Below are 24,939 nucleotides of genomic sequence, written 5' to 3'. Positions count from 1 at the left end.
GCGCTTCGCCGGGGGCGCCCGCCCGGTGGTGCGCAGCGCCCCTCCTCAGCGGCGCTGTCAGCGAAGCGCGCTTGCCCAACGGCCGGGTCAGAGGCGCTCGGGCCGGCGGTCCGGTGCTACCGCCGGTGCCGGCCGGCGCGGCGCCCACCGCGACCCTCATCCCCGCCGGTCAATGACCGAAGCGCTCCCGCCAGCCCGGCCGGTCCCCGAGGCTCCTGGCGGCATAAACGCCGCGCGCCACGGCCCGCGCCAGCGTGTCCGCCGCCAGATGCCCGAGCCGCGCCAGCATCGCCGGATTGCTCAGCGGCACCCTGCCGGTCGCCAGGGCGAAGACCGTATCGCCATCGAAGGGCGTGTGGATCGGCCGGATGGACCGTGCCAAGCCGTCCTGGGCCATCATCGCCAGGCGCTGCAACTCGCCCTGCGCCAGCGCGGCATTCACCGCGACCACCGCGATGGTGGTGTTCGCCATCGGGTTCACCGCGTAGTTGGGCGGCAGGGGCATTTCCGCCTGCCCGCGCCAGTCGGCCGGGGGTGGGCCAAGGCCGCCGAACTCGCCCTCCATCTCCAGCGGCCAGGCCCAGAACCGGTCGGTCCCGGGCATCACCACGCTGCCGAAGCTGTTCACCGCCACCAGCGCGCCGATCTGCAGCCCATCCGCCGTGACCGTGCTCGCGCTGCCGAGCCCGCCTTTCAGCGCATTCGCCCGCGCCCCCAGCCCGGCCCCGACATTGCCGAGCGGGAAATCCGGCCCGACCGCGCCCAGCGCGGCCCGGCCGAGGGCGTTGTAGGGCGGCTGCTCGCCCCAGCCCTTGTCGCCGCCATTCATGAGGTCGAAAAGGATCGCCGCCGGCACCACCGGGACGACCGCGCCGCCGAAGGCGATGCCCCGCCCGCGGGTGCCGAGCACCGCCACCACCCCGCCCGCCGCATCCAGGCCGTACATGGAGCCGCCGGAGAGCACGACGGCATCCACCTCGTTCCGCAGGCTGGTCGCATCCATGGCCTGGATGTTCAGGGTCCCCGGCGCGCCGCCCCGGACATCGGCGGCGGCGGGGCACCGCGCGACGGGATAGACCACGGTCACGCCGCTGCGCACCCGGTGGTCCTCGGCATGGCCCACCAGGATGCCGTCCACATCGGTGATCAGGTTGCGGGGGCCGGGGCGAATGGTCATGTCCGGCAGGCTCGCACGCCGTTCCGGGCCACGCTATCCCGGACGGTACGCAGCGACTGACCCGCGGAGCGAGACATGGACGCAGCCTGGCGCCTGATGACCGAGGCGGACCTGCCCGCAGTGGTGGCGCTCGCGGACAGGCTGCATCCGCACCACCCGGAAGCGCCCGCCGTCTTCGCCGAGCGGCGGGCGCTCGCACCGCTGGGCTGCCGGGTCCTGGCCCTGGGCGATCGGCTGCTCGGCTATGCGGTCGGCCATCCCTGGACGGGGGAGGGGCCGCCATTGCTCGATTCGCTGCTGGGCTCCCTGCCGGCGCGGCCCGGCGCCTGGCATCTGCACGACATTGCGCTGGTCCCGGCCGCGCGCGGTGCGGGGCATGCCGCGGCGGTGCTGCGATCCCTGCTGGCCGACCCCTCGCCACTCCGCACGACGCTGGTAGCGATTCCGGGGTCGGGCGCATACTGGGCCCGGCACGGCTTCCGCGATGTGCCGGTCAGGGACCCCTTGGCTCTCGCGACCTATGGCGAGGGCGCGCGCTTCATGGCACGCCCCGCCTGACGCGATCCGGCCTCAGCGGGGCGCGGCCTGCTGCCGTTCCGTCATCGCCGCCACCGGGCGCAGCGCCTCGTCGGTGCGCTCCTGCGCGAGGCGCAGCAACGTCAACTGGCTCTCGAGCACGGCATCCAGCCATTGCCGCGTCACCTGCTGCATCAGGCCGACATGCTCCTGCGGGCTGCAGATCCGCATCACCTCCTGCATCAGCCGGACATTGCTGCGCATCATGCCCGTCACCAGCTCGGCATAGGCCTCCTGCACCTCGATGAAGCCGGCGCCCGGAGCGATGGGCAGCATCATCGCGGCGCGCAGGCCGCGCGTGGTCTCCTGCATCCAGGCCGTCATGTCGTCGGCGGTCGCCTCGGCCGGCGCGGCCGCCGGCACCTCGCGCAGCCGCGCCTCGGTCGGCATGCGCGCGAAGCCGCCCGTGCGGGAGGGCATCTCGGCGCCGCGCCTGTCAGCCGCCCGCGCTTCGCCCCTTGGCCGTTCCACCGACCGTTCCTGCGCCTTGTGCTCAGCCATGTCCCGAATCCTCGAAGGGGGCGGCGCGGTCCCCTGCGCCGTGGCGGTGCCTGGCCCACCATCCCGGAAATGCCGCACCGCCCGGGATGCTGCCGGTCAATCGCGGTCGAGGACAGGAAATGCGTGTAAAACCGATGCCGCTCCCGCCAGCCCCGCGGCAGCGCGGCCAGGAGCGGGAGCCGCCGGCAGGATCAGCCGAGCCGCCGCCGCAGCCAGGTGCCGGCCGCCGCCACGGCGTCCCGCGCCTGGCCGACATGGCCGAGGGCGCGAAGGAAGCCGTGCACCGTGCCGGGGAAGAGGCGCGTCTCCACCGCCACCCCCGCCGCGCGCAGCCGCGCCGCCATGGCGTGGTTCTCGGAGGCCAGCACGTCGAGCTCGGCGATGTGCAGCAGGCAGGGCGGCAGATTGGTGAGCTCGGCACGCAGCGGGGCTGCCAGCGGGTTGAGGCGGTCCGCCTCCCGCGGGGCATAGGCGCTCCAGTAGAAGCGCATCCGTTCCAGCGTCAGCCCGTAGCCCTCGGCGAATTCCCGGTAGCTCGGCGTGTCGAGGCGGGAATCGAAGACCCCGTAATTCAGCAGCAAGCCGCGCAGCGGCACCGGCGCCCCGTCATCGCGCAGCCAGAGCGCGAGGCCGGTCGCCAGGTTGGCGCCGGCGGAGTCGCCGCCGAGTGCGATCCGGGCGGTGTCGATGCCCCAGGCCGCGCCATGCTCGGCCAGCCAGCGCAGCACGCCAGCCGATTCCTCCAGCGCCTGCGGGAAGACCGCCTCCGGGCTCAGCGCATAATCCGGCCCGACCACGATGCAGCCGGCGGCGGCGGCGTATTCGCGCATCAACCGGTCATGCGTGTCGATGCTGTTCCAGACCCAGCCGCCGCCATGCAGGTAGAGCAGCACCGGCAGCGGCCCCGACAGGTCCGGGCGGTGATAGCGGCACTGGATGCGCCGGCCGCGCACCGCGACCCAGCGGTCGCCGCTCTCGGCCATCACCGGGCCGCCCTCGGCGAGGGGCAGGTTCAGTGCCTCGGTCAGGGCGCGCGGCCCATCGAAGGGCAGGGCGAGGCGGATCGGCGGCAGGGTGGCCGCCCGCGCCTCCATCATGGCGTTGAAGGCGGCCATCTCCGGGTCTAGCCTTGGGTGTGCCATCGCGTCCTCCTGCTTCGCAGGCACAGTGGAACCGCCCCGCGCGAGGACCGCAAGCACGTGGATTGTCATGCGGTAATGCTTGCGGAGAGGGGGGGATCGGGGTCATGTTGCACTGCACCATGCCCAGCCTTCTCTCCGTCCGCGGCACCGCCAGCTTCCGCGCCGCCGCCATGTTCCGGCCCCGCAGCGTCGTCCTGCTCGCCGATCCGGCGGTGCCGGAAACGGCCACCATCGCCCGCAACCTGGCCGCTGGCGGCTTCAAGGGTTCGCTGCACGTCATCGGCATGCAGGTCGAGGGACTCGCCGCCGCGGAGAGCATCGAGGCGCTGCCCGAGGCGCCCGACCTCGCCGTGCTCTGCCTGCCGCCTGCCCTGCTGGAGCCGGCCATGGCGGCGCTCGCCGCCCGCGGCTGCTTCGCCGCCGTGGTGCCCGGCGCGGCGCCCGACCTTGCCGCCATTTCCGCCCGCACCGGCGTCAAGGCGCTCGGCCAGGGCAGCTTCGGCCTCTGCGTCCCGGCGATCGGGCTGAACGCCTCGCTCGCACATATCGCGCCGAGCCCAGGCAAGCTCGCCCTGGTGACGCAATCCGCCGCGCTCGCCCGCGCGGTCCTGGACTGGGCGGCGGCCGAATCGGTCGGCTTCAGCCATGTCATCGGCATCGGCGGCAATGCCACCATCGGCTTCGCCATGGCGCTCGACTGGCTGGCGCGGGATGTGGTGACCGGCGCCGTGCTGCTCGACCTGCGCCGGATCAGGAACCGGCGCGCCTTCGTCTCCGCCGCGCGCGCGGTGACGCGCACCCGCCCGGTGGTGGCGATCCGCGCCGGCGGCCGGACCGCCGACCATTCCGGCATCGGCGATTGCGTGATGGAGGCGGCCCTGCGGCGTGCCGGCGTGCTGCGCGTCTCGGGGCTGGAGGAGTTCCTCTCGGCGGCGGAGACCCTTGCGCGGGTCAAGCCACGCCTCGGCGGGGGGCCGGATGCCGCGCGGGGCGACCGGATTGCGATCGTCACCAACGGCATCGGCATGGGTCAGCTCGCGGCCGACGCGGTGCTTGCGGGCGGCGGGCGCCTGGCCCGGCTCTCGCCCGAGGCGCTGGCGGCCTTCCAGCTTCTGCTGCCGGAGGGCTGGCGGCCCGGCAACCCGCTCTCGCTCGGCCCGGCGAGCGGCCCGCGGCTGGCGGAGGCCGCGACCATGCTGGCCGCCCTGCCGGAGGTGGATGCGGTGGTGGCGCTGCACGCCCCGGCCCCGCAGGAGGCGGGCGACGTTGCGGCCGAGTCGATGATCGCCGCCGCGCGCACCGGCGGCCAGCGCGCCGCCCCGGTGCTGGTGAGCTGGGCCGGCCAGGCGACCGCCGGGCGGCAGCGCCAAGCCATGGCGGAGGCCGGGCTCGCCGTTTTCCCGACGCCGGAGGGCGCGGTGCGCGGCGCGCTCCAGCTCGCCCGGGACCGGCGCAACCGCGCTGCGGCGGCCGAGCTGCCCTCCCGCGAGGTGCTGGAGGTGGCGCCTGATCGCCGCTCGGTCCGGCGCATCCTGGAGAGCGTGCGCGCGAGCTTCCGGCGGTCGCTGACGGAGGAGGAGGCGCTTGGCGTGCTGGCTGCCTATGGCGTGCCGACCGTGCCGGGCCGCCGCGCCGCCGGCCCGCAGGAAGCGGCGGATGCCGCCGCCATGCTGGGCTTCCCGGCCGTGCTGAAGATCCTGAGCCCCGATCTGCGGCACAAGAGCGAGGTGGGCGGCGTGGTCCTCGGCCTCGGCTCCGCCGCTGCGGTGAAGGCAGAGGCGGAAGCGATGCTGGCGCGCATCCGCGCGAAGCGGCCGGAGGCACGGATCGAGGGCTTCCTGGTGCAGCGCCAGGCGGCCCGCGCGCTGGAACTGCGCATGCGGCTCGGCGACGATCCGATGTTCGGGCCCTGGATCGGCTTCGGCCAGGGCGGCACCGCGGCCGACCTCGCGGAGGATGAGGCGCATGACCTGCCGCCGCTCAACCTGGCCCTGGCCGGGCAGCTGATCGGACGGTCGCGTACCGCGCGGCTGATGGCGGGCTTCCGCGACCACGCGCCGGTGAACCAGCCGGCAGTGGCCGATACGCTGGTCCGCCTCTCCCAGATCGCGGTGGACTTCCCCGAGATCGAGACGCTGACGATCAACCCGCTCTTCGCCGATGCCCAGGGCGTGCTGGCGGCCGATGCCGGCCTGATGCTGCGGCCGGAGGGGGAGGCGGGGGTGCTCGCCATTCCGCCCTATCCGGCGGAGCTGGTGCGGCTGTGGCAGACGAAATCGGGCGAGGTGCTGACGGTGCGGCCGATCCGGCCCGAGGACGCCGCGGCGCATGCCGAGGCCTTCCGCAAGCTCGACCCCGAGGATGTCCGCTGGCGCTTCTTTTCGCCGCTGAAGGAACTGTCCCCCACCCTGGTCGCCCGGCTGACGCAGATCGACTATGACCGGGAGATGGCTTTCGTCGCCGTGCGGCGGCGCCCGGACGGCACGGAGGAGACGGTCGGCGTCGCCCGGCTGATCCGCGACCCGGCCGAGCCCTCGGCAGAGTTCGCCGTGACGGTGCTGAAATCCATGAAGGGCCAGGGCCTCGGCCGGCACCTGATGGAAAGACTGTTCGATTGGGGCCGGGAGAGCGGGGTGCGGGAGATCGTCGGCCATGTCCTGGCGGACAATGCGCCCATGCTGGCCTTCGTGAAGGCGCTCGGCTTCGAACTCCGGCGCTCTCCCGAAGAGGAGGATGTGATGGAGGCGCGGCTGGCGCTGTAGAGCGGCGCGCGGGCCGGGCTCGATGCGGCCGCGGCCGGCGATGGCGCGGCGGCAGGCGGTGTACGGCGCCGAAGGCCGGCCGCCCAGTGGCCGAGCGGTATGCGCCGCGACCCTTGGCTACGCCGCGCTTGCGGCGATGCCCGTTCAGGCGCTCGGCACGAATGGATGATTCATGCCGCAGCGAATGAGCGCTCAGATATGAACGCAATCCGCTGTAGTGGCGTCGGTTTCCGTTCAGGCGGTGGCGAGCATCAGCACGCCGCCGCAGATCATCCCGATCGCGGCCAGCTTCTGCGCCGACAGGGCCTCGCCGAACATGAAATGCCCGATCAGCAGCACGGCGACGTAGCTGGCCGCCGTGCAGGGCAGGGCGACGCTCATCGGAATCTTGCGCAGGGCGATGATGTAGAGGAAGGCCGCCCCCCCATAGGCGACCAGCCCGATCATCGTGCTCGGCCGCAGGAGCTGGTCGAGGAAATTGCCGTCCCCGATCGCGCCCTTCTTCAGGAGCACCTGGCCGCCAAGCGAGGTGAGGATCGCGGCAAAGAGCGAGAGCCAGTGGAAGGTCACGGCAGCGCATTCTCCGGCGTGCGGGCGGGCTGGCGCTCGACCCGCACCGCGATCATCTCCCGCACTACGCCCTGCGGCTTGCCATTGGCGGAGAGGAAGGCGCGGCCGACATATTCGCCCAGCACGCCGAGGATCAGGAATTGCACGCCCGCCGTCAGCAGCATGGCGGTCATGGTGGAGGCCCAGCCGGACGGCGTGCCGGTGGCCAGCGCCTCGATGACCACGAGGACGGCGCCGATGAGGCCGAGGACGCCCATCCCGGCGCCGGCGAAGATTGCCAGGCGCAGCGGCAGGACCGAGAAATTGGTGGCGAGGTTCAGCCAGAGCAGGACCAGCCGCTTGAGCGTGTAGTTCGAGCGGCCCTCGGCGCGCGCCAGGTGCAGCACCTCGATGCTGTCGATCCGCTGCGTCACCTGCATGATCAGCCCGTCCACATAAGGGTAGGGGCCGCGATACCTGCCGATCTCGCGCACCACCAGCGCACTCATGCAGCGGAAGGAGGAGAGATAGAGCCCCTTCGGCTTGTCGAGCAGCGAATCGGCAACCCGGTTGGCGAAGCGGCTGCCGAGGTTGCGCCAGCCTTCGTGCTTCTTCTCGGCATAGCGGGTATAGACCACGTCCCAGCCGCCGAGGCGGGCATGGTTGTAGAGCTTCAGCACCTCCTCCGGCGGGTTCTGCAGGTCGTCATCCATGGTGATGACATAGGCCCCCCGGGCATGCCGCAGCCCTGTCATGACCGCGTTGTGCTCGCCATAGTTGCGGGCGTGCTCCAGATAAATTAGCGGCACGGTCGCGGTGCGTGCGAGCTCGCGGCAGACATCGCCGGAATTGTCCGGGCTGCCGTCATTGACCAGCACGATCTCGAGGCCGCCGGCCGGCTCCAGCGCCGAGAGTGCCTCGACCAGCCGGCCGACCGTGGCGGCGCCGCGATAGACCGGGACGACGATGCTGAGACCGACCGGGTGCGTGGCGAGATCCTCGGGCGGGATCGGAAACATGGGAGGCCTCACGTCAGGGGCGGGTGGCGGTGGCGAGCACCGATCCGCCAGCGGGAAAGGGCAGGCCGCCGGACTGCAGCCGCCGCTCCAGCCGGGTCACGGCAAACAGGCTACGGTCCAGCCAGGGCGAAAAAGGGGCGACATCCGAGCGGCCATCGGGCGCGCGGGCGAGAAGCTTGCGCTGCAGCACCATGAGCGGCAGCAGCAGGCTGTTCCAATAGCGCGGCCGTGCCTCCGCCAGCCCCGCCTCGGCCAGCATCGTGGCCGCGCTGTGGGCGGTGAAGCGCCGGGCGTTCTGTACCCGCAGGTCGTGGGTCGAGCGCAGCCAGTCGAAGGCGGGCAGGTTCACGATCAGCATCCCGCCCGGCCGCAACACCCGCCGCATCTCGGCCAGCGCCCGGCCCGGTTCCACCGCGGCATGGCAGAGCACATCCAGGCTGACCACCACGCCGAAGCTGGCATCGGCAAAGGGCATGGCATTGACGGTGCCGACCGCAACGGGCAGGCCGGACTTGGCCTGGGCCCGGGCGGCGGCCGTCGGGTGGTATTCCAGTCCGATGGCCGGCTGGTCCGGCTGCTGCTGGCGAAGGCGCGCGAGGAACCCGCCAGTGCCGCAGCCGGCATCGAGCAGCCGGCCCGGGCGGGGCCGGGCGGTGGCGAGGGCATCGAGGACTTGGGCATGCAGGGCGCGGTACCACCACATGCTGTCCTCGGCCGCATCCATCAGCTGGTATTCGGCGAGTTCCACGCGCCGCTTCTGGCATGTTCGCGCCGGCGAGAACAAGTCACGGTGACGCAACGGCACCGCGGGTTGCGCGCTGCCCCCCAATATTCGCGAGATGGTGTGACTCGATTGATCTCCGCATCGGTTCCGTCCTGCCGCATGCCGGCCGCAATCGCATTGCAGGCTTCGCGCCGGCGGTCCAAGGATGCGCCGCTCCGAGCATGACCGCGCCCGATCCCCTCCCGCCCAGCCGGCGCCTCGCCGCCAGCCTCGCCGAGCCTGCCAGCCTGCCGCGCGCCGGCAGCGCGGCCGCGGCGCGCCTGCTTCGATTCGCCGCGCTCTTCCCGGCGGCGGTCTTCCTGTTGACGGTTCTCTCCCCGCCACTGAACCACGACGTCGCGGCGGTGCTGAATTTCGCCGAGCGGATGCTGGCCGGCGAGCGGCTCTATGCCGAGCTGATCGACGTCAACCCGCCGCTGGTCTTCGTGCTCAACCTGCTGCCGGCGGCGATCGGCGCCTGGACCCCGCTGGATGCGGTGCAGGGGCTGCTGCTCTGCCTGCTCGGCCTCTGCGCCCTGTCTGCCTGGCTGGCGTTGCGGCTGGCGCGGCCGGGGGCCGGGCCGATCGAGGCGGCCAGCCTGGCCGTGGCGGTGCCGCTGCTGACCCTCATCGCCGGCTATGATTTCGGCCAGCGCGAGCATCTGATGGCGGTCGCGGCGTTGCCCTACCTCATCCTCGCGGCCCGGCGCATGGAGGGCAGCCCGCCGGGGCTCGGGCTCGCGCTCGGTGCCGCGGTCCTGGCCGCGCTCGGCTTCGCGCTGAAGCCGCATTTCCTGGCCATCCCCGGACTGGTCGAGGCGCTGGTGCTGCTGCGGCGGGGGCCATCCCGCGCCATGCGCGACCCGGCGCCCTGGACCATGGCCACGATCTGGCTGCTCTACCTCGCCAGCCTGCCGCTGCTCTTCCCGGCCTATCTGGATCATGTCCTGCCGCTGGTCTGGGGCTACTACCTCGATCTCGGCGGCTTCGCCTGGTGGCAGGTGATCCTGACGGAGCGGCTGGGCACCGCCCTGATGCTGCTGCTCCCGCTCACGGTGGTAGCGGCCCGGCCGGGGGCCGGGGCGCTGCCGAAAGTGGTGGCGGCCGCGGCGATCGGCGCGGCCATCGCCGCCGTCGTCCAGCACAAGGGCTGGTCCTATCACGCCCTGCCGGTGCGCCTGCTGGCCGGGCTGCTGGCGGTGGTGCTGGCGGCGCGCTGGCTGGACCGGGCGCTGCCCGCGCCCCGCGCCGTCCGCATGGCGCCGGCGGCGGCCGTCATCGCGGCCTTCGCCGTCGGCATTCATGGCTTCACCGGGGCGGAGGCGCCCTGGCGGCAGGTCACCTGGTCCTGGTCCCGCGGCGGGGAGGTCACCACCCTGCTCAGGCGGCAGGCCTATGGCGAGCGGCTGCTGGTCCTCTCGCCCGATGTCTTCCCGGTCTTCCCGGCGGTGAACTATGCCCGGGCGCAATCGACGCTGCGGACCATGACGCTCTGGCTGCTGCAGGGCGTGTACCAGACCTGCCCGGAGGGCGGGGCGCGCTACCGCGAGACCTGGGAGATGTCCCGCACCGAGTTCTTCGTCTACCGCACGGTAGCGGAGGATTTCTCCCACGCCCCGCCGGCCGCCATCCTGGTCTCCACCAGGCCGGGCATTCCGGTTTGCGGCCGGGAGTTCGACTTCCTGGAATATTTCGGCCGCCACCCGCTCTTTGCCGAGACGCTGCGGCATTACCGCCCAGCGGCCGAGATCGAGGGCTACCGTCTCCTGCGCCGCGAGGACTGATGATGCAAGACCATGCCGGGCGGCGTCGCTGATGCGCGACACGCCCGGCCCCGCCATCGCCCATGCCGCGGTGCCGACGGGGGAGGAAGCGGTGCGGGGGCTGATGATCGTGGCGCTCGGCTACGCGGCCATCTCCCTCGCCGATGCCACGGTGAAATGGGTGCTGCCGGAGATCGGCCCTGCCGCCGCCATGGTCTGGCGCGGGTTGCTCGGGGGCGGGGTGGTGCTGCTGCTCTCGCGTGGCCGGGCGCTCAGGGCGGTGAACCGGCCGCTGCTCGCGGTGCGCAGCCTGCTGCAGGCGGGCGTCTCGGCCGCCTGGTACCTCGCCTGGTCGCTCGGCGTCTCGCTCGCCGACAGTTATGCGGTCGCCGCCGCCTCGCCCCTGCTGATGACCCTTCTGGCCATCCCGTTGCTGGGGGAGAAGGTTGGGTGGCGGCGCTGGTGCAGCACCGCGGTCGGCTTCGGCGGCGTGCTGTTCATGCTGCAGCCGGGCGGCGAGCTCTGGCGCTGGGAGGCAGCGCTGCTGCTGGCGGCGACCGCCGTCATGGCGCTGACCCGGATCTGGACCCGCATCCTGACCCGGACCGATACGCCGGACAGCATGGCCTTCTGGGTGCTGGCGACCCAGGCGCCGGTCGGGCTGGCGCTGCTGGCCTGGCCGGCCATGTGGCCCTCGGGCGGACCGCCACCCCTGCTGCCGCCGGCCTGGGCGCTGGCGACGCTCGCCGGATTCGCGGTGCTGAATGCGCTCGCGCAGGTGCTGTTCGGGCGCGGCTATGCGCTGGCGCCGGTCTCGGCCATCGCGCCCTTCGAATACACCCCGCTGCTCTGGGGCATTCCGCTTGGTTTCCTCATCTGGGGCGAGGTGCCGGCCTGGACCACGCTGGGCGGCGCCGCCGTGGTCATCGCGGCGGGGCTGTACAACCTGCACCGGGAGCGGGTGCGGCGGGCCGAGGAACGGGCAGGGGGAGCCGGGTAGTGGCGCTGCGGCACGACATCCGGCGCGGGGCGATCTGCATGCTGGCCTCGCACGCGCTCTTCACCGCCATGGGCGCCATCGTGAAGCACCTGGCGGACCACATCCCGGTCATCGAGCTGATGTTCTTCCGCAGCGTCTTCGCCCTGCCGGTGGTGCTGCTGATCTGCACCCGCGCCGGTGGCGCGACGCTGCGCACGAAGCGCTTCGGCGGCCATGCGCTCAGGGCCTGCACCGGGATCGCGGCGCAGACGCTCGGCTTCTACGCGCTTGGCCTGCTGCCGCTCGCGGAGCAGGTGGCGCTCGGCTACACCCAGCCGCTCTTCGTCACCATCCTCGCCATTCCCTTCCTCGGCGAGAGGGTCGGCCTCCATCGCTGGAGCGCCGTCGTCCTCGGCTTCCTGGGCGTGCTGCTGATCGCGGCAGGGCAAGGGGCGGGGTTCGGCGTGGCCTCGCCCGAACTCCTGCTCGGCACGGCGGCAGGCGTGGCGCAGGGGATGTTCTCGGCGCTGACCACCCTGTTGGTGCGCCAGCTTTCCGCGACCGAAAGCTCCTCCACCATCACTCTCTGGCAGTCGCTGCTGATGGGCGCCTATGCGGCGGTGCTGCTGCCCTTCTTCTGGGTGACGCCGGACTGGGTCGATCTCGGCCTGCTGATCATGGTCGGGCTGGTCGGCGGCTGCGCGCAATGGCTGCTCACCGAGGCCTGGGCCAGCGCCCAGGTCTCGGCGATCGCCCCCTATTCCTATTCGGCGCTGCTCTGGTCGGTCGGGCTCGGCTGGCTGGTCTTCGGCGACCTGCCGGGCCTGGCGATGCTGGCGGGCTCCGGCTTGATCGTGGCGGCCGGGCTGTACATCCTGCACCGCGAGCTGGTCCGGCGTGGCCAGGCCGGGAGCGGAGCACCGAAGGGCAGGGACCCGAAGGCCTGACCCCGCCTCGCCAGACGATCCGGGAGGGAGTGATGGCCATACCGTTCCTGCGCGATGACCCGCTGCCGCATGGCGCGGTGGAGGAGACGGCGCCGGGTGTGCGGCGCGTGGTCTGCAACAACCCCTCCGCCTTCACCTTCCGCGGCACCAACACCTACCTCATCGGCCGCGGACGCGTGGCGGTGCTGGACCCCGGGCCGGTGGACGAGGCGCATCTGGCCGCGATCCTCGCCGCAACCACGGGCGAGACCATCACGCATGTGCTGGTCAGCCACACCCACCGCGACCACTCCCCGGGGGTGGCGCCTCTGGTGGCGGCGACGGGCGCGCGGACCTACGGCTTCGGGCCGCATGTGACGCCGCCCGAGGCCGGTGGCGAGGGCGGCGACCACGCCTTCCGCCCCGATGTGGCGGTGCCGGATGAGGGCGTGGTGGAGGGCGGGGACTGGCGCCTGACCGCGTTGCACACGCCGGGCCATTGCGCCAACCATCTCTGCTTCGCCATGGCCGGCAACGGTGTGCTGTTCAGTGCCGACCATGTGATGAGTTGGTCCACCAGCGTGGTCAGCCCGCCCGATGGCGACATGGCGAACTACATGCGCAGCCTGGAGCGTGTCATGGCGCGGGAGGATGCGGTGCTGCTGCCCGGCCATGGCCCGGCAATCCGTGACCCGAAGCCCTTCCTCGCGGGCCTGCATGCACATCGCGAGGAGCGGGAGGCGCGGGTGCTGGAGGCACTGCGCAAGGCCGGCACGGCGACGGCGGATGAACTGGTCGGGCCGGTCTATGGCCCGCTCGACCCGCGGCTGGTGAAGCCTGCGGGGCGCAGCCTGCTGAGCCACCTGATCAAGCTGGCGCAGGAGGGAGAGGTGGCGCAGGCGGAGGGGGAGCGCTGGTCAGCGCTCCGGTAGCCTGGTGTCCTGGCCGCGGAAGCAGATCAGCTCCCGCGCCAGCCGCTCCTCCGGGCGCATCGCCAGCCAGCTGCGGAACTCGGCCAGCACCCTGGCGGTGATGGTGGCGATCTTGTGCCGGAAGGCCTCCTCGAAGGAGAAGAAGCGCAGCTCCTCCAGCTCGCCGGAGCCCCGCAGCACGCCGTGCGAGGCCTCGGCCGGCGCGATCAGGAAGCGGGCGTTGAAGCGCCGCGGCAGGCGTGGCGGCGTCACCGCGCGGCAGAGATAATCGAGCGAGGCAAGGTCGGGCAGCAGCGTGCGCCCCTCCATCCGGCCGAGGACCAGCCCCGTTTCCTCGTGCAGCTCCCGCGCCGCCGCGATGCCGAGGGCGCGGGCGAGGGAGGGCGGCGCCTGCCGCTGCAGGCAGGCGCGGGTGAAGCCTGGCAGCTCGCTGAGCGCCTTCGCCCGGTGATCGGCGCGATCGACGCGGCCGCCCGGGAAGACCAGGACATTGGGCATGAAGCGGTGCCGGGCATGCCGCAGGCCCATCAGGACCTCCGGCCCGGCCTTGCCCTGCCGCCAGAGGATGACGCTGGCGGCATGCTTCGGCGTGACCGCGCGGGCGGGGATGCGCGGGGCATCCGCCTCGGCGCCGGGGTTGTCGTCGGTCGGCGCCTCGTGCGGGGCCCGCATGCCGGACCGGTCCACGCCCCCGGGGGCCGCTGGGGCGCTGCGGCGGTCGGGTGGCCCTGCGTCGTCAGTCAAGCGAAAGGCCCCGCAGCTTCAGCCAGCTGCGCAGCCCGAAGCGCTCCGGCACGGAGAGCTGGCGGGCGGCATTCTCCGACCAGCCGCAGCCCTCGGGCCGGGGCCCGTGGATCTCCGGGTAGCGCGGCTTGGCCGGCGGCCGGGCGGCGTCATAGGCTGGCAGCGCCGCTTCCAGCCCGCTGTCGTCATAGGTCTCGCGGTGCACCACCAGATCCTGCGGCAGGCGCGGGGAAAGCCAGTTGCGTGCCCCTGCGGGGAAGCCGAGCGTCAGCCCGGCCACCGGATAGACGCCCTCCGGCAGGCCACAGATCGGCCCGATCTTCTCGACATGGTTGCGGACATAGGAGATGGGGCAGGTGCCGAGGCCGGCCGCCTCCGCCGCCATCACCGTGAAGCCGAGGGCCAGCGCCGCATCGGCCGTGGCGTTGACGAAGGTGTCGACATTGTCGTTGGCATGCGGGCGGCCGTGGATGGCGCAGACCCGCCGCCCGCGGCGGATGTCACCGCAGAAGAGCAGGAAGACCGGGGCCTGCCGGATCCAGTCCATGCCGCCGATCCAGTCGGCGATCCGGGCGATCTTCCCCGGCTCCTGGATGACGATGATCGCATATTGCTGCAGGTCGGACTTGCTCGGCGCCGATTGCGCGGCGGCCAGCACGGTCCGCAGCAGCGGCTCCGGCACCGGGTCCGGCGTGTAGCGGCGGGTCACGCGCCGGTCGAGGATGGCGGCGAGGGCGGGCGGTATCCCGGCCGCCGGCGTGAAGGGCAGGGGCGCGTCCGCCGGCACGCCGTAGCGGCCGCGGATCAGCTTTTCCGGATCGTTCTCGGACATCTCCCCGGCAGCATGCCAGGGGAGTCCCGCCTGCGCGAGCCCCCTTCCGGTCGCGTCAGCGCGGCGCCCAGGGATCGTAGGTGCCGAAATGCCAGAGATGCCCTTCCGGGTCCCGGCAGGAATAGCTGCGGCCACCCATCGGTTCGTCCGTCGGGGGGGCCACGATCTCCGCCCCGGCGCGCCGGGCCCGGGCATGGTGCGCGTCGGCATCCTCCACGATGACATAGGCGCTCTGGGTCACATGGCCGAGCGGCGGCAGCTGGATGGCGCCCGTGCCCTCCTCCCGCGCGGTGCCCAGGATGATCATGCCATCGCCGAAGGTGAGCTGGGCGAAGGCCACCGCGCCCGATGGGTCGCGGTGCAGGGTCCGCCGCTCGAAGCCGAAGGCGCGGCAGAGCCACTCCACCGCCGCCGCAGCGTCACGATAGGGCAAGGTCGGGATGATGCTGGCGCGCATGGCGACGTGTCCTCGGGCAGTGCGGCAACGCGCCAGGGGGGAGCGCGCTGCCGTCATCGCTTGAGGCAGCGATTCATGTCCACAGTGTTGCCACTGCGGAGGATCGCCGCCTTGTCAGGTCGCGCGCACCACCCAGGCATCCGCGACCGTCACGCCTTCGGACTCGGCGTGGATGATCAGCGGGTTGATCTCCGCTTCGGAGATATCATCCCTCACGGCAAGACGCGATACCGCGACGACGGCGCGTGCCAGCGCCGGCAGATCGCCGCGCGGCAGGCCGCGCCAGCCGGCCAGCAGCCTCAGGCCCTTCACCTCGGCGATCATCGCCAGGGCCTCCGCCTCATCCACCGGGGCGAGTCGCAGCGTGACGTCGCGGAACAGTTCGGCAGTGATGCCGCCGGTGCCGAGCAGGACGACCGGACCGACCTCGGGGTCGCGACGGAAGCCGAGGATGGCCTCGCCCAGCCCCTTCGCCATGGGCTGCGCCAGGAAGCCTGTCAGCCTCGCCTCCGGCGCCATCCGGGCGACGCGCCCCTGCATCGCGGCAGCCTCCTGCCTGAGCGCATCGGCATTGGCGATGCCGAGCTTCACGCCGCCGATCTCGGTCTTGTGCGCCAGGTCGGGCGAGAGGATCTTCAGCGCGACCGGCCAGGCCATGTCGCGCGGCGCGTCCTGCGGCTGGCGCAGCACGGCGAAGGGGCTGTCGAGGCCAAGGGCGGCGAAGAGGCGGCGGGCATCCGCCTCGTCCGGGCGGTCCGGCAGGGCATGGGCGATGGCGGGCAGGGACGGCTCCGGGCGTGGCGCGCGCCAGTCGCACCAGGCGCGGATGCAGTCGGCGGCGGATTCCGGCGTGCGGAAGGCCGGGATGCCGGCCTCGGCCAGCAGGCGGAGCGAGGCATCCGCCTGCGGGACCAGGAAGGCGGCAATGGGCTTGGCGCCGCCTGTGTCCCGGGCGTGCAGGATGCCGGCGACGGCGTCCTGCGGCTTGAACTGGGCGGAGGAGCCGATGACGGAGAGGACGAGGTCGGTGTCGCCCGCTTGCTGCAGCGCGTCGATCGCCGCCGCCACGCGGTCGGGCCTGGCGCCGGCCAGCGTCAGGTCCAGGAGCCGGCCGTGGTGATGGATGCCGGCCGCGTCCAGTTTCGCCGCCGCGGCAGGATCGGGCGCGCGCGCCTCGATGCCCGCGACGCCCAGGCAATCCACCACCATGGCGCCGCCGCCGCCCGTGGTGGTCGTGACGCCCACCGCGCGATGCACCGCCGCGGGCGGGCGGCGGCTGATGGCGAGCGCCGGCAATTCAATCAGCGCCTCCAGCGTGGTGACCCGGAGAATGCCATGGGCGCGGAAGAAGGCCTCCGCCGCGGCATCCGAGCCGGCCAGCGCGCCGGTATGGCTGGTGGCGAGCTCGGCGCCGTAGGGGGAGCGGCCGAGCTTGTAGGCGATGACCGGCTTCCCCGCGGCATGGGCGCGCCGGGCCAGATCGGCATAGTGCCGCGGCTGCCGGATGGCCTCCAGGAAGAGCAGGATGGCGTCCACCTGCGGGTCGTCCACCAGCAGGCCCGCGATCTCGGCGGCGGAGAGGTCGGCCTCGTTCCCCGTGCCGACCAGGTGGGAGAAGCCGATGCCGCGCGCGGCGCCGCGCGACATGATGGCGCCCATCATGGAGCCGGACTGGCTGACCAGCGCGATGCGGCCGGCAGGCAGGGTCTCCGCCTCCAGCGCGGCGTTGACCGAGCAGGCGATGCGGTCGTTCAGGTTGACCACGCCCATGGAATTGGGACCGAGCAGGCGGAGCCCGGCGCGCCGTGCGGTGGCGACCAGCCGCGCCTGCAGGGCGGCGCCCTCCGGGCCGGATTCGGCGAAGCCGTCGGCCAGCACGCAGGCGGCGGCGATGCCCTTGGCGGCGACAGCCTCCAGCACACCCTCGACATGCGGCGTGCTCAACAGGATGTAGGCGAAATCCACCTCGCCCGGGATGTCGGCGACGGTCGGGTAGGCCTTCTCGCCCAGCACCTCGGCCTCGCGCGGGTGCACCGGCAGGATGTCGCCCCGGTAGCCGTGCTTGCGGAGATAGAGCTGCGCGCGCGCGGTCAGGCGCTTCGGGTCGGCGGAAGCGCCGATGAGGGCGATGCGGCGCGGCTGGAAGAGCGCGCGGTGGAGCGGGTTCATGGACGTCCCTGTGGCCGCCCCATGTCGGCTGTTACCGCGCGGCCTGTGCCAAGCTTGCAGAAAGCGGTGAGTGGGGTCCGGGGAGAGAGGTGCCCTCTCTCCCCGGTATCAGAGGCTCAGAGCGGATCCCAGGAGAAGACCTCGCCCGAGCGCTCGAGCGGGATGAAGAAGCTCTTCAGCGCCGGCAGGGCGTGCTCGGCGATGCTCTCCGGCGTCCAGCCCTCGGCGGCGTGGATGCCGCGGATCGGGCGGTTCTGGCTGAACAGGAAAAGCTCGTTCATCCGCGGGCCGAAGATCTGGCCGGTGACCTCCTTGGCCGCGTCCGAGGCCAGGAAGACCGCGAGCGGGGCGTTCTTCTCCGGGCCCATGCGCATGATCTTCTCGACGCGGGCCTTCTGCTCCGGCGTCTCGGCCGGGATGGAGCTGGTCATGCGGCTCCAGGCAAAGGGCGCGAGGCAGTTGGAGCGGACATTGTACCGCTTCATGTCCAGCGCGATGGACTTCGACAGCGCGCAGATGCCGAGCTTCGCCGCCGAGTAGTTCGCCTGGCCGAAATTGCCGATCAGGCCGGAGGTCGAGGTGATGTGGACGTAGGACCCGCCCTCCTGCTTGCGGAAATGCGTCGCGGCATGGCGGGAGACGTAGAACGACCCGTTGAGATGCACGTCGATGACGGCATCCCATTCCTCCGGCGTCATCCGGTGGAAGATCTGGTCGCGCAGGATGCCGGCATTGTTCACGACGATGTCGATCCGGCCGAAATGGTCGAGCGCCGACTGGACGATCTTCCCGGCGCTCTCCCAGGAGGAGACGCTGTCGGTGTTGATCTCGGCCTGGCCGCCGCGCTGCTCGATGATCTGCTTGGTCTGCTGCGCTGGGGTGGCGGACTGGCCCTCGCCCGTCAGGCTGGCGCCGATATCGTTGATGATGACCTTGGCGCCGGCCTGCGCCATGTGCAGCGCGATCTCGCGCCCGATGCCACCGCCCGAACCGGTGACGACCGCGACCTTGCCGTCCAGCATGCCCATGATGGCGTTTCCTCTCCCGCAGATGCGTAGGTTGCTAATCGTAGCCCCGGCCGCGCGGGCCGTGAAGCCGGGGCCCGGCAGGAATGTGGGGGCAATCGAGGCTCGATGGAGAAGGCCCGGATGCAGGGGAAGCGGGAGCCGACCACGCCCTTCCTGCAGGCTGTGGTCCCGGCGGCGCCTGCAGGGCGGCGCGGCGGGATCCGCCGCGGTCGGGAGGCGAGGCCTGCCCGGGTGATCCCGTCCGGCGTGCTGCCGGCACTGGCGCCGGACCGGGTGCGGATCCGGCGCGGCTCGCGTAACCTCCCCCGGCCCGCGAAGCGGGGGAGGAGACAGGCGCCATGGAAAAGGGACCGCATTACGCCAGGGGGCGGGAGATCCGGCACAAACTGCTCGGCGATCGCGCCGTGCAAGAGATGGCGAAGACCGTCTATGACGACCCGATCATGCAGAAATTCGGCGACTATGCCTCGGAAGCCGTCTTCGGCATGCTCTGGGGGCGGCCGGGGCTCGACCTCAAGACCCGCGCGCTGATCTGCGTGGTCTCCGACACCGCGACCCATGCCTGGCCGGAGCTCAAGATCCATCTCCGCATGGCCCGCAACATGGGCTGGACCGAGGAGGAGCTGAGCGAGGCGCTGCTGCATATGGGCGGCTATGTCGGCCTGCCCGCGGTGCGGGAGGCGCTGCTGGTCGCCAGGGAATTGTTCCGAGAGATGCGCGAGGAAGCGTAGCGCGGGCATTGCGGCGCTGGCCGGCATTCGGTCCGCTCTCACCCGAGGGGACGCCGGCGCCGCTTTCCACTGTTCAGGGGCTGCCGCATGACCACACCCGATCCTGTCGCGATCCGCCACATGCGCCGCGCCATCCGGCTTGCCTGCGAGTCGGTGGCAGCGGGCGGCGGGCCCTTCGGCGCGGTGATCGCACGCGGGGAGGAGGTGATCGCGGAGGGCGGCAACAGGGTCACGCTCGACCTGGATCCGACGGCGCATGCCGAGGTGACGGCAATCCGCCGGGCCTGCCAGGCACTGGGCCGCTTCGACCTGCGCGGCTTCACGCTCTATTCCAGTTGCGAGCCCTGCCCGATGTGCCTTGCCGCCATCCATTGGGCACGGCTGGACGGAGCGTATTTCGCCGGCACGCGCCGGGACGCGGCAGCGGCCGGCTTCGATGACGAGTTGCTGTACCGGGAGGTCGCGGCGCCGCTGGAGGACCGCGCCGTGCCGACCCGGCCGATGCTCGCGGAGGAGGGCAGGCAGCCTTTCGCCGAATGGATGGCGAAAGCTGACCGCACGCCCTACTGACGGCAGGCCCCGGCCATCGGTGGCCAGGGTGGGGGAACAGGTCGCAGCTGCGCGACGTTCCGACCCAGGCCACCTCCGGCCGCGAGCTATGCCAGCAACGCCCGCACCTCCGGATAGGGGGCTGGCCCGTCCTCCGGCTGCAGCCGGTACCAGGAGCCATGGCTGTAGGACCAGATGGTCACTGGCAGGTTGAGGGAGCGCAGAACCGGCAACCCCTCCCGCAGGTCCACGATCCATCCGGCACGGTTCGCCTGGTTCGTCCCATAGCCGTTGTACTCGGCCACGATCACCGGGAGCTTGTGCCGTTCCCGCCACGCTACCACCGAGGCGAAGCGCTGCCGGATCCTGTCGGCGGTGCCGCCGCCATAGTCATGCACCTCGGCAATGGTCCAGGGATCGGCCGGCGGCGCCATTTCGTTGAGCGAGCGGACGCTGTTCCATTCCCGCCCGCCCCACATCAGCAGGTGGCGCGGCGCGTTGTCGCGCAGAATGGCCAGCATGCGGTCGCGCACCGGCAGCCAGGTCGCGGTGGTCTCGAAGGCCGGCTCGTTCACCGGGGCCAGCACGACCATCTCCGGGTCCGTCCGGGCGGCGAAGAAGCGGGCGCGCTCGGCCAGCCCGTCCCAGTCGCGCGCGGCCGGCGAGTTCTGGTGCACGATGTCCTGCAGGGCGAGCAGGATCGGCACGCCCGCCGTCATCGCGTCGTCGATGGCCCGGTGAAAGAGCCCGTACAGCTCGGTGCCGCTGCCCGGGATGATCAGCCGGGCATGGTCGAAGCCGGCGGCGCGGAAGTCCCGCCACCAGGCCCGGCCGAGGCGCCGGGGGTGGTTGTCGCGCGCGACGGTGAACCACCGTTCCAGATTGGCGCCGTATCGCAGGCGCGAAATCCGGGTGCGGAGATCGCCTTGGCGCGCGCCGACCGGTGAGGCCGCGAGCAACGAGGCCGCGAGCAGGCCGCGGCGGGGCAGGCCGGCCGGGACGACGATCGGCATGCCCGGCACCTCAGCCGAAGCGGAAGGCCGAGGGAGCGTCGGCCTCGGCCGGTGGCTGCTGCTCGCGCATCTTGGCCTCGACCTGCTTCAACAGGCTGGAGAGGCCATTCACCATATTGGGCAGCTGAACGAGCGGGACCACAAGCTGGCCGGCCGGCACCGGCTTCCCGTCCGGGCCGGTCTGGGCGAGGGACAGGCGTGCCACCCCGCTGGTGACGCTGGCATCAAGGATCCCGTCGGCGAAAATGGTGGTTCCAGCAGTCATTCGATCATCTCCGGCATGGCCCTCGGCCTCCGGGACATGCCGGGCCGTCGGGCGGAAGACATCGGCGGCAGGGACGCCGCCGAAAAGGGATCCGGCCGCCCGAGCGGGCGGCCGGGTGGCATCTGGACTTATTGTTCCCGGAAGGCCCGGGTGAAGCTGTCGATCAGCGGCTGGACCATGTAGCGGAAGAAGGTTCTCTGGCCGATCTGGACATGCGCTTCCACGGGCATGCCGGGGGTGAGGAAGACGCTGGGCAGGTGCTTGAGCTGGTCTGCATCGATCAGGATGTAGGCGCGATAGTATTGCTGCCGGGTCTGCTCATTGGTTGTCACATCCGCGGCCACCCAGGTCACATGCCCGTGCAGGTAGGGCACCAGTCGCTGCTTGAAGGCCGGCAGCCGCACCTCGGCCTGCAGGCCGGGATAGACCACGTCGATGTCCATGGGCTGGACATTCACCTCGGCCACCAGCCGGTCCTGCACCGGGATCAGCTCGAAGATCGGGTCGCCCGGCTTCAGGACGGCACCGACGGTGAAGACCCGCTGGTTCACCAGCGTGCCGTCCTCCGGGGCGATGATCTCGCGCCGGGTGGCGACATCGGCGGCGGCCCGCAGCTTCTCCTCGGTCTCGGCCAGCCTGGCGCGGACCTCGCGCCGCTCGGTCGAGGCTTCCTGCACCCGCTGGTCGATCGTGGTCTGGATCTGGTTGCGGGCCTCGGCGATCGAGGCATTGGCGCGCTCGACCTGGCCGTTCAGATCCTCGAGCTGGCCTTCCAGGGCGGCGACCGCCCGCTGCAGCGCGAGCAGTTCCGGCAGGCGGCCGAGGCCCTGGCCGACCAGGCCGCGGCGCATCTGCTCTTCCTGCCTGGCGAAGGTGAGCTGCTGGCGCGTCGCGGTCAGCTGGCCGCGGGCGCTGGCGATGACCGCGTTCTGCTGCTCGATCCGCGCCTGCAGGACCTGGATCTGGCTGTTGAGATTGGCCTTGCGGGCCTCGAACAGGGCGCGCTGGCCGTTCACCGCCTCCATCGCCCGGGCGTCGCTGCTGGCCGCGAGATCCGCCGGGAAGGGGATGTCGCGCCGGCCGCTCACCTCGGCCTCCAGCCGGGCATCCTGCGCGAGCAGCGCCCAGCGCTGGGCGCGGTGCGTCTCGACCAGGGTGTCGGACTGGGTGATGTCGAGCCGCGCGATGACATCGCCGGCACGGACCCTGGCGCCGTCGCGGAACAGGATCTCCCGCACGATGCCGCCTTCCAGGTGCTGGATGGTCCGGCGGCTGCCCTCGACCTTGATCATGCCGGGCGCGATCGAGGCCTCGGCCAGCGGGGCGAGCCCCGCCCAGGCGCCGAAGCCGAGCACGAAGACCACGAAGATGACGAGGCCGAAGATCATCGGCGCGCGCGTCGCCGGCCGCGGGGCATCGAGCAGCGGGTGGAAGGGGATGCCCGGCAGGGCGGCGCCCATTTTCGGCAGGGCGACGGATTTCGGCGCCGCGGCCGGGGCGAGGGCGGTCTGGGTCTCGGCGGTCGCGCTCATCACGCGGCACTCCCTTCAAGCCGCGGCGCGGCGGGAGCGGCGGGCACCTCCGCCGGCCGGGGCGTCATCAGGCGCTTCAGGACCTCGGCACGCGGGCCGAACATCTCCACCGCCCCGTCCTTCAGCAGCATCACCTTGTCCACGCCCTGCACCAGGGTGGGCCGGTGGGAGACCAGCACGACGGTGGTGCCCTGTTCCTTCAGCCGGGCCAGGGCCCGGGTCAGCGCGACCTCGGAATCGCCGTCCAGGTTGCTGTTCGGCTCGTCCAGCACGATCAGCTTCGGCCGGCCGAACATGGCGCGGGCCAGGCCGACGAGCTGGCGCTGGCCGCCTGAGAGGTACTGGCCGCCATCGCCGATCTGGGTGTCGTAGCCATTGGGCAGCCGCAGGATCATCTCATGGCAGCCGGCGAGCTGCGCCGCCTCGTAGACCGCGCTCGGCTCGGCCTCCGCCAGGCGGGCGATGTTCTGGAAGACGGTGCCGTCGAACAGCTCCACATCCTGCGGCAGGTAGCCGACATGCCGGCCGAAATCCTCCCGCATCCACTGGTAGACATCGGCGCCGTCCAGCCGGACCGTGCCGGCCGAAGGCTGCAGCGTGCCGATCAGCATGCGGATGAGCGTGGTCTTGCCCGCCGCCGAGGGGCCGATGACGGCCAGGCTGTCGCCCGGGGCAAGGGAGAAGTTCACGCCCTTGACCAGCGGCACGCCCTGGCCGGGGAAGCCATAGGAGACCCGCTCGACCGAGAGCTGCCCCTTCGGCTCCGGCAGCGGCATGCCCGCCGGGCGCAGCCGCGGCTGGGAGAGGAAGGCCTGCAGCCGGCGGAAGGACTGCCGGGCCTGCACGAGCTGCTTCCAGCCGCCGATCATCTGCTCGACCGGCGCGAGCGCTCGGCCCATGATGATGGAGCCGGCGATGGAGGCGCCCGCCGTCAGCTCCTGTTGCAGGACCAGATAGGCGCCGACGCCCAGGATGCCGATCTGGACCGCGATGCGGAAGAACTTGGTCGCTGCCACCAGCACGGCCGCACGGTCCGCGGCGCGCTGCTGCGGCTCGGTCATCGCGGCGACCGATTCCCGCCAGCGGCCGATGACCGCGGGCAGCATGCCCATGCTGTCGATCACCTCGGCATTGCGGGTGATGCTCTCGGCCCGGCGCTGGGAGGTCATGCCGGCGACATTCGCCTCCTTCAGCAGCTTGGAGGTCGAGAGCTCGCTGGCCAGGGTCAGGACGAACAGCATCACCGCGCCGCCGAGCGCGATGAAGCCCATGGTGGGGTGCAGCAGGAAGATGAAGGCGAGGTAGATCGGCACCCAGGGCACGTCATAGAGGGCAAGGGCGCTCGGCGAGCCGAGGAAGCCGCGGCAGATCGCGAGATCCCTCAGCGCCTCCATCCGGTAGGGGCGGCCGCGCAGCGTGCTCTCGATGGCGCGGACGAAGCCCTCCGGCGCGACCCGCTGCTCCACCCAGGAGGCCAGCCGCTGCATGACCTGGCCGCGCACCGCCTCGAGCAGGGCCAGCACCAAGGTCGCCGCGATGGCGATGAGCGAGAGGAAATACAGGGTGTCGAGCACACGGCTGGCCAGCACCCGGTCGAAGACCTGCATCATGTAGATGGAGGTCGTGAGCTGCAGCAGATTGACCACGCCGCTGAACAGGCCGACCACGATGAGCTGCTTCCGGCAGGCGCCCAGCGCCCGGGAAAGCGGCGTCTTCCCTGTCTCCTCGAAGGCGCCTGCGGGGCCGGCGAGCCGTATGTTGGTGAAGGACATGCGTCAGCCTGACAGGAGGCCGGCGAGGCCGGCCAGGGTTGCGGGATGCAGGACCAGCCAGGCGGCGACCAGGCCGGCAATGGCGAGGGCAAGAAGATTGGCCAGGAGCAGGGTGCCGAAGCCCGGCGGCCGACCGAGCCGGCTGAGTTGTTCGGCCATCGCCTCGCGTCGGATCTGCTCGACCGCGTTATGCATGTAGCGGAAGGCGTACTCGCTGAGAGCAGTGGCGGCTTCCTGGCGGAAGCGGTCGATCGTTTCGTCGCTCGGGGCTTGGCGCTTTTCGGCAGCCAGCGCGAAAGCCATCAGATCCACCGCCCGTTCGGTGGCTGGCCGGCCGGCCATGAAGCGGGCAAGATCATTGTCTGTAATGATTGAAGAGACGGGGGGCGCGGCATTATTCTGTCCGGATATGTCCGGGCCGAGAGTAGTCGTCGTGGCCATTCCTAGGCTCCGGTTCGGGCCGTCCGACAGGACGACACAGGCTCCGCTGCCATTCGGTCGGATGCCGCGTGGCGCGAAGAGGGGCCGGCCCATGCCATCACTGCGCGGGTCGGCAACCGGGGGAATACGCACGCGCACGGCCTCCAATTGCAAGCCTAAACCGGCAGAACCTATGTGAGTGTAACCTGCGTGAGAGCTTGTGGGGACCAACCTAAAGCGCGCCTGGGAGCGTCGCTGTGTTGCGCCGCACACCCGATCACGGGAGGCGGTGCTGCGCTTTTCCGGTTACAGCCGCGCATGCCTGAACCGGATGACTG

24 protein-coding genes are annotated in these 24,939 nt (G+C 71.8%); 8 read left to right on the top strand and 16 right to left on the bottom strand.

Translation table 11 applies throughout. The features are described from left to right. Positions 1-169: 169 nt before the first annotated feature. Entirely contained in the window at positions 170-1,177 is a 1,008-nt protein-coding gene (locus tag LHA35_RS05040; RefSeq protein WP_226605327.1) for a P1 family peptidase, read from the bottom strand. Between the two features lie 75 nt (positions 1,178-1,252). On the opposite strand from LHA35_RS05040, the gene LHA35_RS05035 reads away from it, so the two are divergent. After that, complete coding sequence (locus tag LHA35_RS05035) at positions 1,253-1,735, top strand: GNAT family N-acetyltransferase (protein ID WP_226605324.1); 483 nt, start codon at positions 1,253-1,255, stop codon at positions 1,733-1,735. Positions 1,736-1,747: 12 nt separating this feature from the next. On the opposite strand, the gene LHA35_RS05030 is transcribed toward LHA35_RS05035, so the two are convergent. Together LHA35_RS05030 and LHA35_RS05025 are read right to left on the bottom strand one after the other, a co-directional pair. Further along, positions 1,748-2,254, bottom strand: coding sequence for a hypothetical protein (locus LHA35_RS05030; RefSeq protein ID WP_226605322.1), 507 nt, complete (start codon positions 2,252-2,254; stop codon positions 1,748-1,750). A gap of 191 nt (positions 2,255-2,445) precedes the next feature. After that, on the bottom strand, positions 2,446-3,396 hold the full coding sequence (locus tag LHA35_RS05025; RefSeq protein ID WP_226605319.1) for an alpha/beta hydrolase: 951 nt from the start codon (positions 3,394-3,396) through the stop codon (positions 2,446-2,448). A gap of 119 nt (positions 3,397-3,515) precedes the next feature. Between LHA35_RS05025 and LHA35_RS05020 the strand changes: the two genes are divergently transcribed. Next, the gene (locus LHA35_RS05020) at positions 3,516-6,158 is read left to right on the top strand and encodes a bifunctional acetate--CoA ligase family protein/GNAT family N-acetyltransferase (RefSeq protein WP_226605318.1); all 2,643 of its coding nucleotides are present in this window, start codon (positions 3,516-3,518) and stop codon (positions 6,156-6,158) included. A 234-nt stretch (positions 6,159-6,392) separates the two neighbouring features. Here LHA35_RS05020 and LHA35_RS05015 read toward each other — a convergent pair whose 3' ends face one another. Genes LHA35_RS05015 through LHA35_RS05005 form a run of 3 tightly spaced genes read right to left on the bottom strand, consistent with a single transcriptional unit; the run spans position 6,393 to position 8,474 of the window. Then, positions 6,393-6,728, bottom strand: a complete 336-nt coding sequence (locus LHA35_RS05015; protein WP_226605316.1) for a DMT family transporter — start codon at positions 6,726-6,728, stop codon at positions 6,393-6,395. Then, positions 6,725-7,726, bottom strand: a complete 1,002-nt coding sequence (locus LHA35_RS05010) for a glycosyltransferase family 2 protein (RefSeq protein WP_226605314.1) — start codon at positions 7,724-7,726, stop codon at positions 6,725-6,727. Before LHA35_RS05010 ends, LHA35_RS05015 begins: the two co-directional genes overlap by 4 nt. Positions 7,727-7,739: 13 nt before the next feature. After that, positions 7,740-8,474: a class I SAM-dependent methyltransferase gene (locus LHA35_RS05005; RefSeq protein WP_226605313.1), complete on the bottom strand. Its 735-nt coding sequence runs from the start codon at positions 8,472-8,474 to the stop codon at positions 7,740-7,742. Between the two features lie 197 nt (positions 8,475-8,671). Here LHA35_RS05005 and LHA35_RS05000 point away from each other — a divergent pair, with 197 nt between their 5' ends. Genes LHA35_RS05000 through LHA35_RS04985 form a run of 4 tightly spaced genes read left to right on the top strand, consistent with a single transcriptional unit; the run spans position 8,672 to position 13,089 of the window. After that, the gene (locus tag LHA35_RS05000; RefSeq protein ID WP_226605310.1) at positions 8,672-10,273 is read left to right on the top strand and encodes a hypothetical protein; all 1,602 of its coding nucleotides are present in this window, start codon (positions 8,672-8,674) and stop codon (positions 10,271-10,273) included. A 31-nt stretch (positions 10,274-10,304) separates the two neighbouring features. Further along, positions 10,305-11,252, top strand: a complete 948-nt coding sequence (locus LHA35_RS04995; RefSeq protein ID WP_226605308.1) for a DMT family transporter — start codon at positions 10,305-10,307, stop codon at positions 11,250-11,252. Further along, positions 11,252-12,178: a DMT family transporter gene (locus tag LHA35_RS04990; RefSeq protein ID WP_226605304.1), complete on the top strand. Its 927-nt coding sequence runs from the start codon at positions 11,252-11,254 to the stop codon at positions 12,176-12,178. Before LHA35_RS04995 ends, LHA35_RS04990 begins: the two co-directional genes overlap by 1 nt. A gap of 32 nt (positions 12,179-12,210) precedes the next feature. Further along, complete coding sequence (locus tag LHA35_RS04985) at positions 12,211-13,089, top strand: MBL fold metallo-hydrolase (RefSeq protein ID WP_226605301.1); 879 nt, start codon at positions 12,211-12,213, stop codon at positions 13,087-13,089. Here the strand turns inward: LHA35_RS04985 and LHA35_RS04980 are convergent. The 5 genes from LHA35_RS04980 to LHA35_RS04960 form a co-directional block, all read right to left on the bottom strand. Next, positions 13,075-13,761 carry an NUDIX hydrolase gene (locus LHA35_RS04980; RefSeq protein ID WP_226605295.1) on the bottom strand — a complete coding sequence of 229 codons (687 nt, stop codon included), beginning with the start codon at positions 13,759-13,761 and terminating at the stop codon, positions 13,075-13,077. The two genes, LHA35_RS04985 and LHA35_RS04980, sit on opposite strands and share 15 nt — an antisense overlap. A gap of 64 nt (positions 13,762-13,825) precedes the next feature. Further along, positions 13,826-14,665 (bottom strand): nitroreductase family protein, encoded by an 840-nt coding sequence (locus tag LHA35_RS04975; RefSeq protein ID WP_226605292.1) that lies wholly within the window; start codon positions 14,663-14,665, stop codon positions 13,826-13,828. Between the two features lie 55 nt (positions 14,666-14,720). Continuing rightward, positions 14,721-15,122 (bottom strand): VOC family protein, encoded by a 402-nt coding sequence (locus LHA35_RS04970; protein ID WP_226605290.1) that lies wholly within the window; start codon positions 15,120-15,122, stop codon positions 14,721-14,723. 114 nt (positions 15,123-15,236) lie between these two features. Continuing rightward, a complete protein-coding gene (locus tag LHA35_RS04965) occupies positions 15,237-17,291 on the bottom strand; it encodes an acetate--CoA ligase family protein (protein WP_226605286.1) in 2,055 nt (684 codons plus the stop codon). A 116-nt stretch (positions 17,292-17,407) separates the two neighbouring features. Next, a complete protein-coding gene (locus LHA35_RS04960) occupies positions 17,408-18,319 on the bottom strand; it encodes an SDR family NAD(P)-dependent oxidoreductase (RefSeq protein ID WP_226605284.1) in 912 nt (303 codons plus the stop codon). A gap of 338 nt (positions 18,320-18,657) precedes the next feature. On the opposite strand from LHA35_RS04960, the gene LHA35_RS04955 reads away from it, so the two are divergent. Together LHA35_RS04955 and LHA35_RS04950 are read left to right on the top strand one after the other, a co-directional pair. Continuing rightward, positions 18,658-19,050: a carboxymuconolactone decarboxylase family protein gene (locus LHA35_RS04955; protein ID WP_226605282.1), complete on the top strand. Its 393-nt coding sequence runs from the start codon at positions 18,658-18,660 to the stop codon at positions 19,048-19,050. Between the two features lie 87 nt (positions 19,051-19,137). Continuing rightward, positions 19,138-19,620 carry a nucleoside deaminase gene (locus LHA35_RS04950; RefSeq protein ID WP_226605278.1) on the top strand — a complete coding sequence of 161 codons (483 nt, stop codon included), beginning with the start codon at positions 19,138-19,140 and terminating at the stop codon, positions 19,618-19,620. A gap of 86 nt (positions 19,621-19,706) precedes the next feature. Here LHA35_RS04950 and LHA35_RS04945 read toward each other — a convergent pair whose 3' ends face one another. The 5 genes from LHA35_RS04945 to LHA35_RS04925 all read right to left on the bottom strand — a co-directional run bounded on the left by LHA35_RS04945 (position 19,707) and on the right by LHA35_RS04925 (position 24,622). Next, complete coding sequence (locus LHA35_RS04945; protein WP_226605275.1) at positions 19,707-20,612, bottom strand: glycoside hydrolase family 5 protein; 906 nt, start codon at positions 20,610-20,612, stop codon at positions 19,707-19,709. A 10-nt stretch (positions 20,613-20,622) separates the two neighbouring features. Beyond that, positions 20,623-20,877 carry a hypothetical protein gene (locus LHA35_RS04940; protein ID WP_226605271.1) on the bottom strand — a complete coding sequence of 85 codons (255 nt, stop codon included), beginning with the start codon at positions 20,875-20,877 and terminating at the stop codon, positions 20,623-20,625. Between the two features lie 128 nt (positions 20,878-21,005). Further along, on the bottom strand, positions 21,006-22,409 hold the full coding sequence (locus LHA35_RS04935) for an HlyD family type I secretion periplasmic adaptor subunit (protein ID WP_226605268.1): 1,404 nt from the start codon (positions 22,407-22,409) through the stop codon (positions 21,006-21,008). Then, positions 22,409-24,181 (bottom strand): type I secretion system permease/ATPase, encoded by a 1,773-nt coding sequence (locus LHA35_RS04930; RefSeq protein WP_226605266.1) that lies wholly within the window; start codon positions 24,179-24,181, stop codon positions 22,409-22,411. Before LHA35_RS04930 ends, LHA35_RS04935 begins: the two co-directional genes overlap by 1 nt. Before the next feature lie 3 nt (positions 24,182-24,184). Then, positions 24,185-24,622 (bottom strand): hypothetical protein, encoded by a 438-nt coding sequence (locus LHA35_RS04925; RefSeq protein ID WP_226605262.1) that lies wholly within the window; start codon positions 24,620-24,622, stop codon positions 24,185-24,187. Between the last annotated feature and the right edge of the window lie 317 nt (positions 24,623-24,939).

It is taken from the genome of Roseicella aerolata, from assembly GCF_020523605.1.
GTDB classification, from domain to species: domain Bacteria; phylum Pseudomonadota; class Alphaproteobacteria; order Acetobacterales; family Acetobacteraceae; genus Paracraurococcus; species Paracraurococcus aerolatus.
The sequence above is the reverse complement of the archived record's forward strand: the minus strand, read 5'-3'. Positions and strand labels throughout refer to the sequence as shown.

What these genes read in the sequence shown, in the direction of transcription:
- LHA35_RS05040 (WP_226605327.1), bottom strand. Translation starts at nt 1,177, where the DNA reads ATGACCATTCGCCCCGGCCCCCGCAACCTGATCACCGATGTGGACGGC.
- LHA35_RS05035 (WP_226605324.1), top strand. Translation starts at nt 1,253, where the DNA reads ATGGACGCAGCCTGGCGCCTGATGACCGAGGCGGACCTGCCCGCAGTG.
- LHA35_RS05030 (WP_226605322.1), bottom strand. Translation starts at nt 2,254, where the DNA reads ATGGCTGAGCACAAGGCGCAGGAACGGTCGGTGGAACGGCCAAGGGGC.
- LHA35_RS05025 (WP_226605319.1), bottom strand. Translation starts at nt 3,396, where the DNA reads ATGGCACACCCAAGGCTAGACCCGGAGATGGCCGCCTTCAACGCCATG.
- LHA35_RS05020 (WP_226605318.1), top strand. Translation starts at nt 3,516, where the DNA reads ATGCCCAGCCTTCTCTCCGTCCGCGGCACCGCCAGCTTCCGCGCCGCC.
- LHA35_RS05010 (WP_226605314.1), bottom strand. Translation starts at nt 7,726, where the DNA reads ATGTTTCCGATCCCGCCCGAGGATCTCGCCACGCACCCGGTCGGTCTC.
- LHA35_RS05000 (WP_226605310.1), top strand. Translation starts at nt 8,672, where the DNA reads ATGACCGCGCCCGATCCCCTCCCGCCCAGCCGGCGCCTCGCCGCCAGC.
- LHA35_RS04995 (WP_226605308.1), top strand. Translation starts at nt 10,305, where the DNA reads ATGCGCGACACGCCCGGCCCCGCCATCGCCCATGCCGCGGTGCCGACG.
- LHA35_RS04985 (WP_226605301.1), top strand. Translation starts at nt 12,211, where the DNA reads ATGGCCATACCGTTCCTGCGCGATGACCCGCTGCCGCATGGCGCGGTG.
- LHA35_RS04980 (WP_226605295.1), bottom strand. Translation starts at nt 13,761, where the DNA reads ATGCGGGCCCCGCACGAGGCGCCGACCGACGACAACCCCGGCGCCGAG.
- LHA35_RS04975 (WP_226605292.1), bottom strand. Translation starts at nt 14,665, where the DNA reads ATGTCCGAGAACGATCCGGAAAAGCTGATCCGCGGCCGCTACGGCGTG.
- LHA35_RS04970 (WP_226605290.1), bottom strand. Translation starts at nt 15,122, where the DNA reads ATGCGCGCCAGCATCATCCCGACCTTGCCCTATCGTGACGCTGCGGCG.
- LHA35_RS04965 (WP_226605286.1), bottom strand. Translation starts at nt 17,291, where the DNA reads ATGAACCCGCTCCACCGCGCGCTCTTCCAGCCGCGCCGCATCGCCCTC.
- LHA35_RS04960 (WP_226605284.1), bottom strand. Translation starts at nt 18,319, where the DNA reads ATGGGCATGCTGGACGGCAAGGTCGCGGTCGTCACCGGTTCGGGCGGT.
- LHA35_RS04955 (WP_226605282.1), top strand. Translation starts at nt 18,658, where the DNA reads ATGGAAAAGGGACCGCATTACGCCAGGGGGCGGGAGATCCGGCACAAA.
- LHA35_RS04950 (WP_226605278.1), top strand. Translation starts at nt 19,138, where the DNA reads ATGACCACACCCGATCCTGTCGCGATCCGCCACATGCGCCGCGCCATC.
- LHA35_RS04945 (WP_226605275.1), bottom strand. Translation starts at nt 20,612, where the DNA reads ATGCCGATCGTCGTCCCGGCCGGCCTGCCCCGCCGCGGCCTGCTCGCG.
- LHA35_RS04940 (WP_226605271.1), bottom strand. Translation starts at nt 20,877, where the DNA reads ATGACTGCTGGAACCACCATTTTCGCCGACGGGATCCTTGATGCCAGC.
- LHA35_RS04935 (WP_226605268.1), bottom strand. Translation starts at nt 22,409, where the DNA reads ATGAGCGCGACCGCCGAGACCCAGACCGCCCTCGCCCCGGCCGCGGCG.
- LHA35_RS04930 (WP_226605266.1), bottom strand. Translation starts at nt 24,181, where the DNA reads ATGTCCTTCACCAACATACGGCTCGCCGGCCCCGCAGGCGCCTTCGAG.
- LHA35_RS04925 (WP_226605262.1), bottom strand. Translation starts at nt 24,622, where the DNA reads ATGGCCACGACGACTACTCTCGGCCCGGACATATCCGGACAGAATAAT.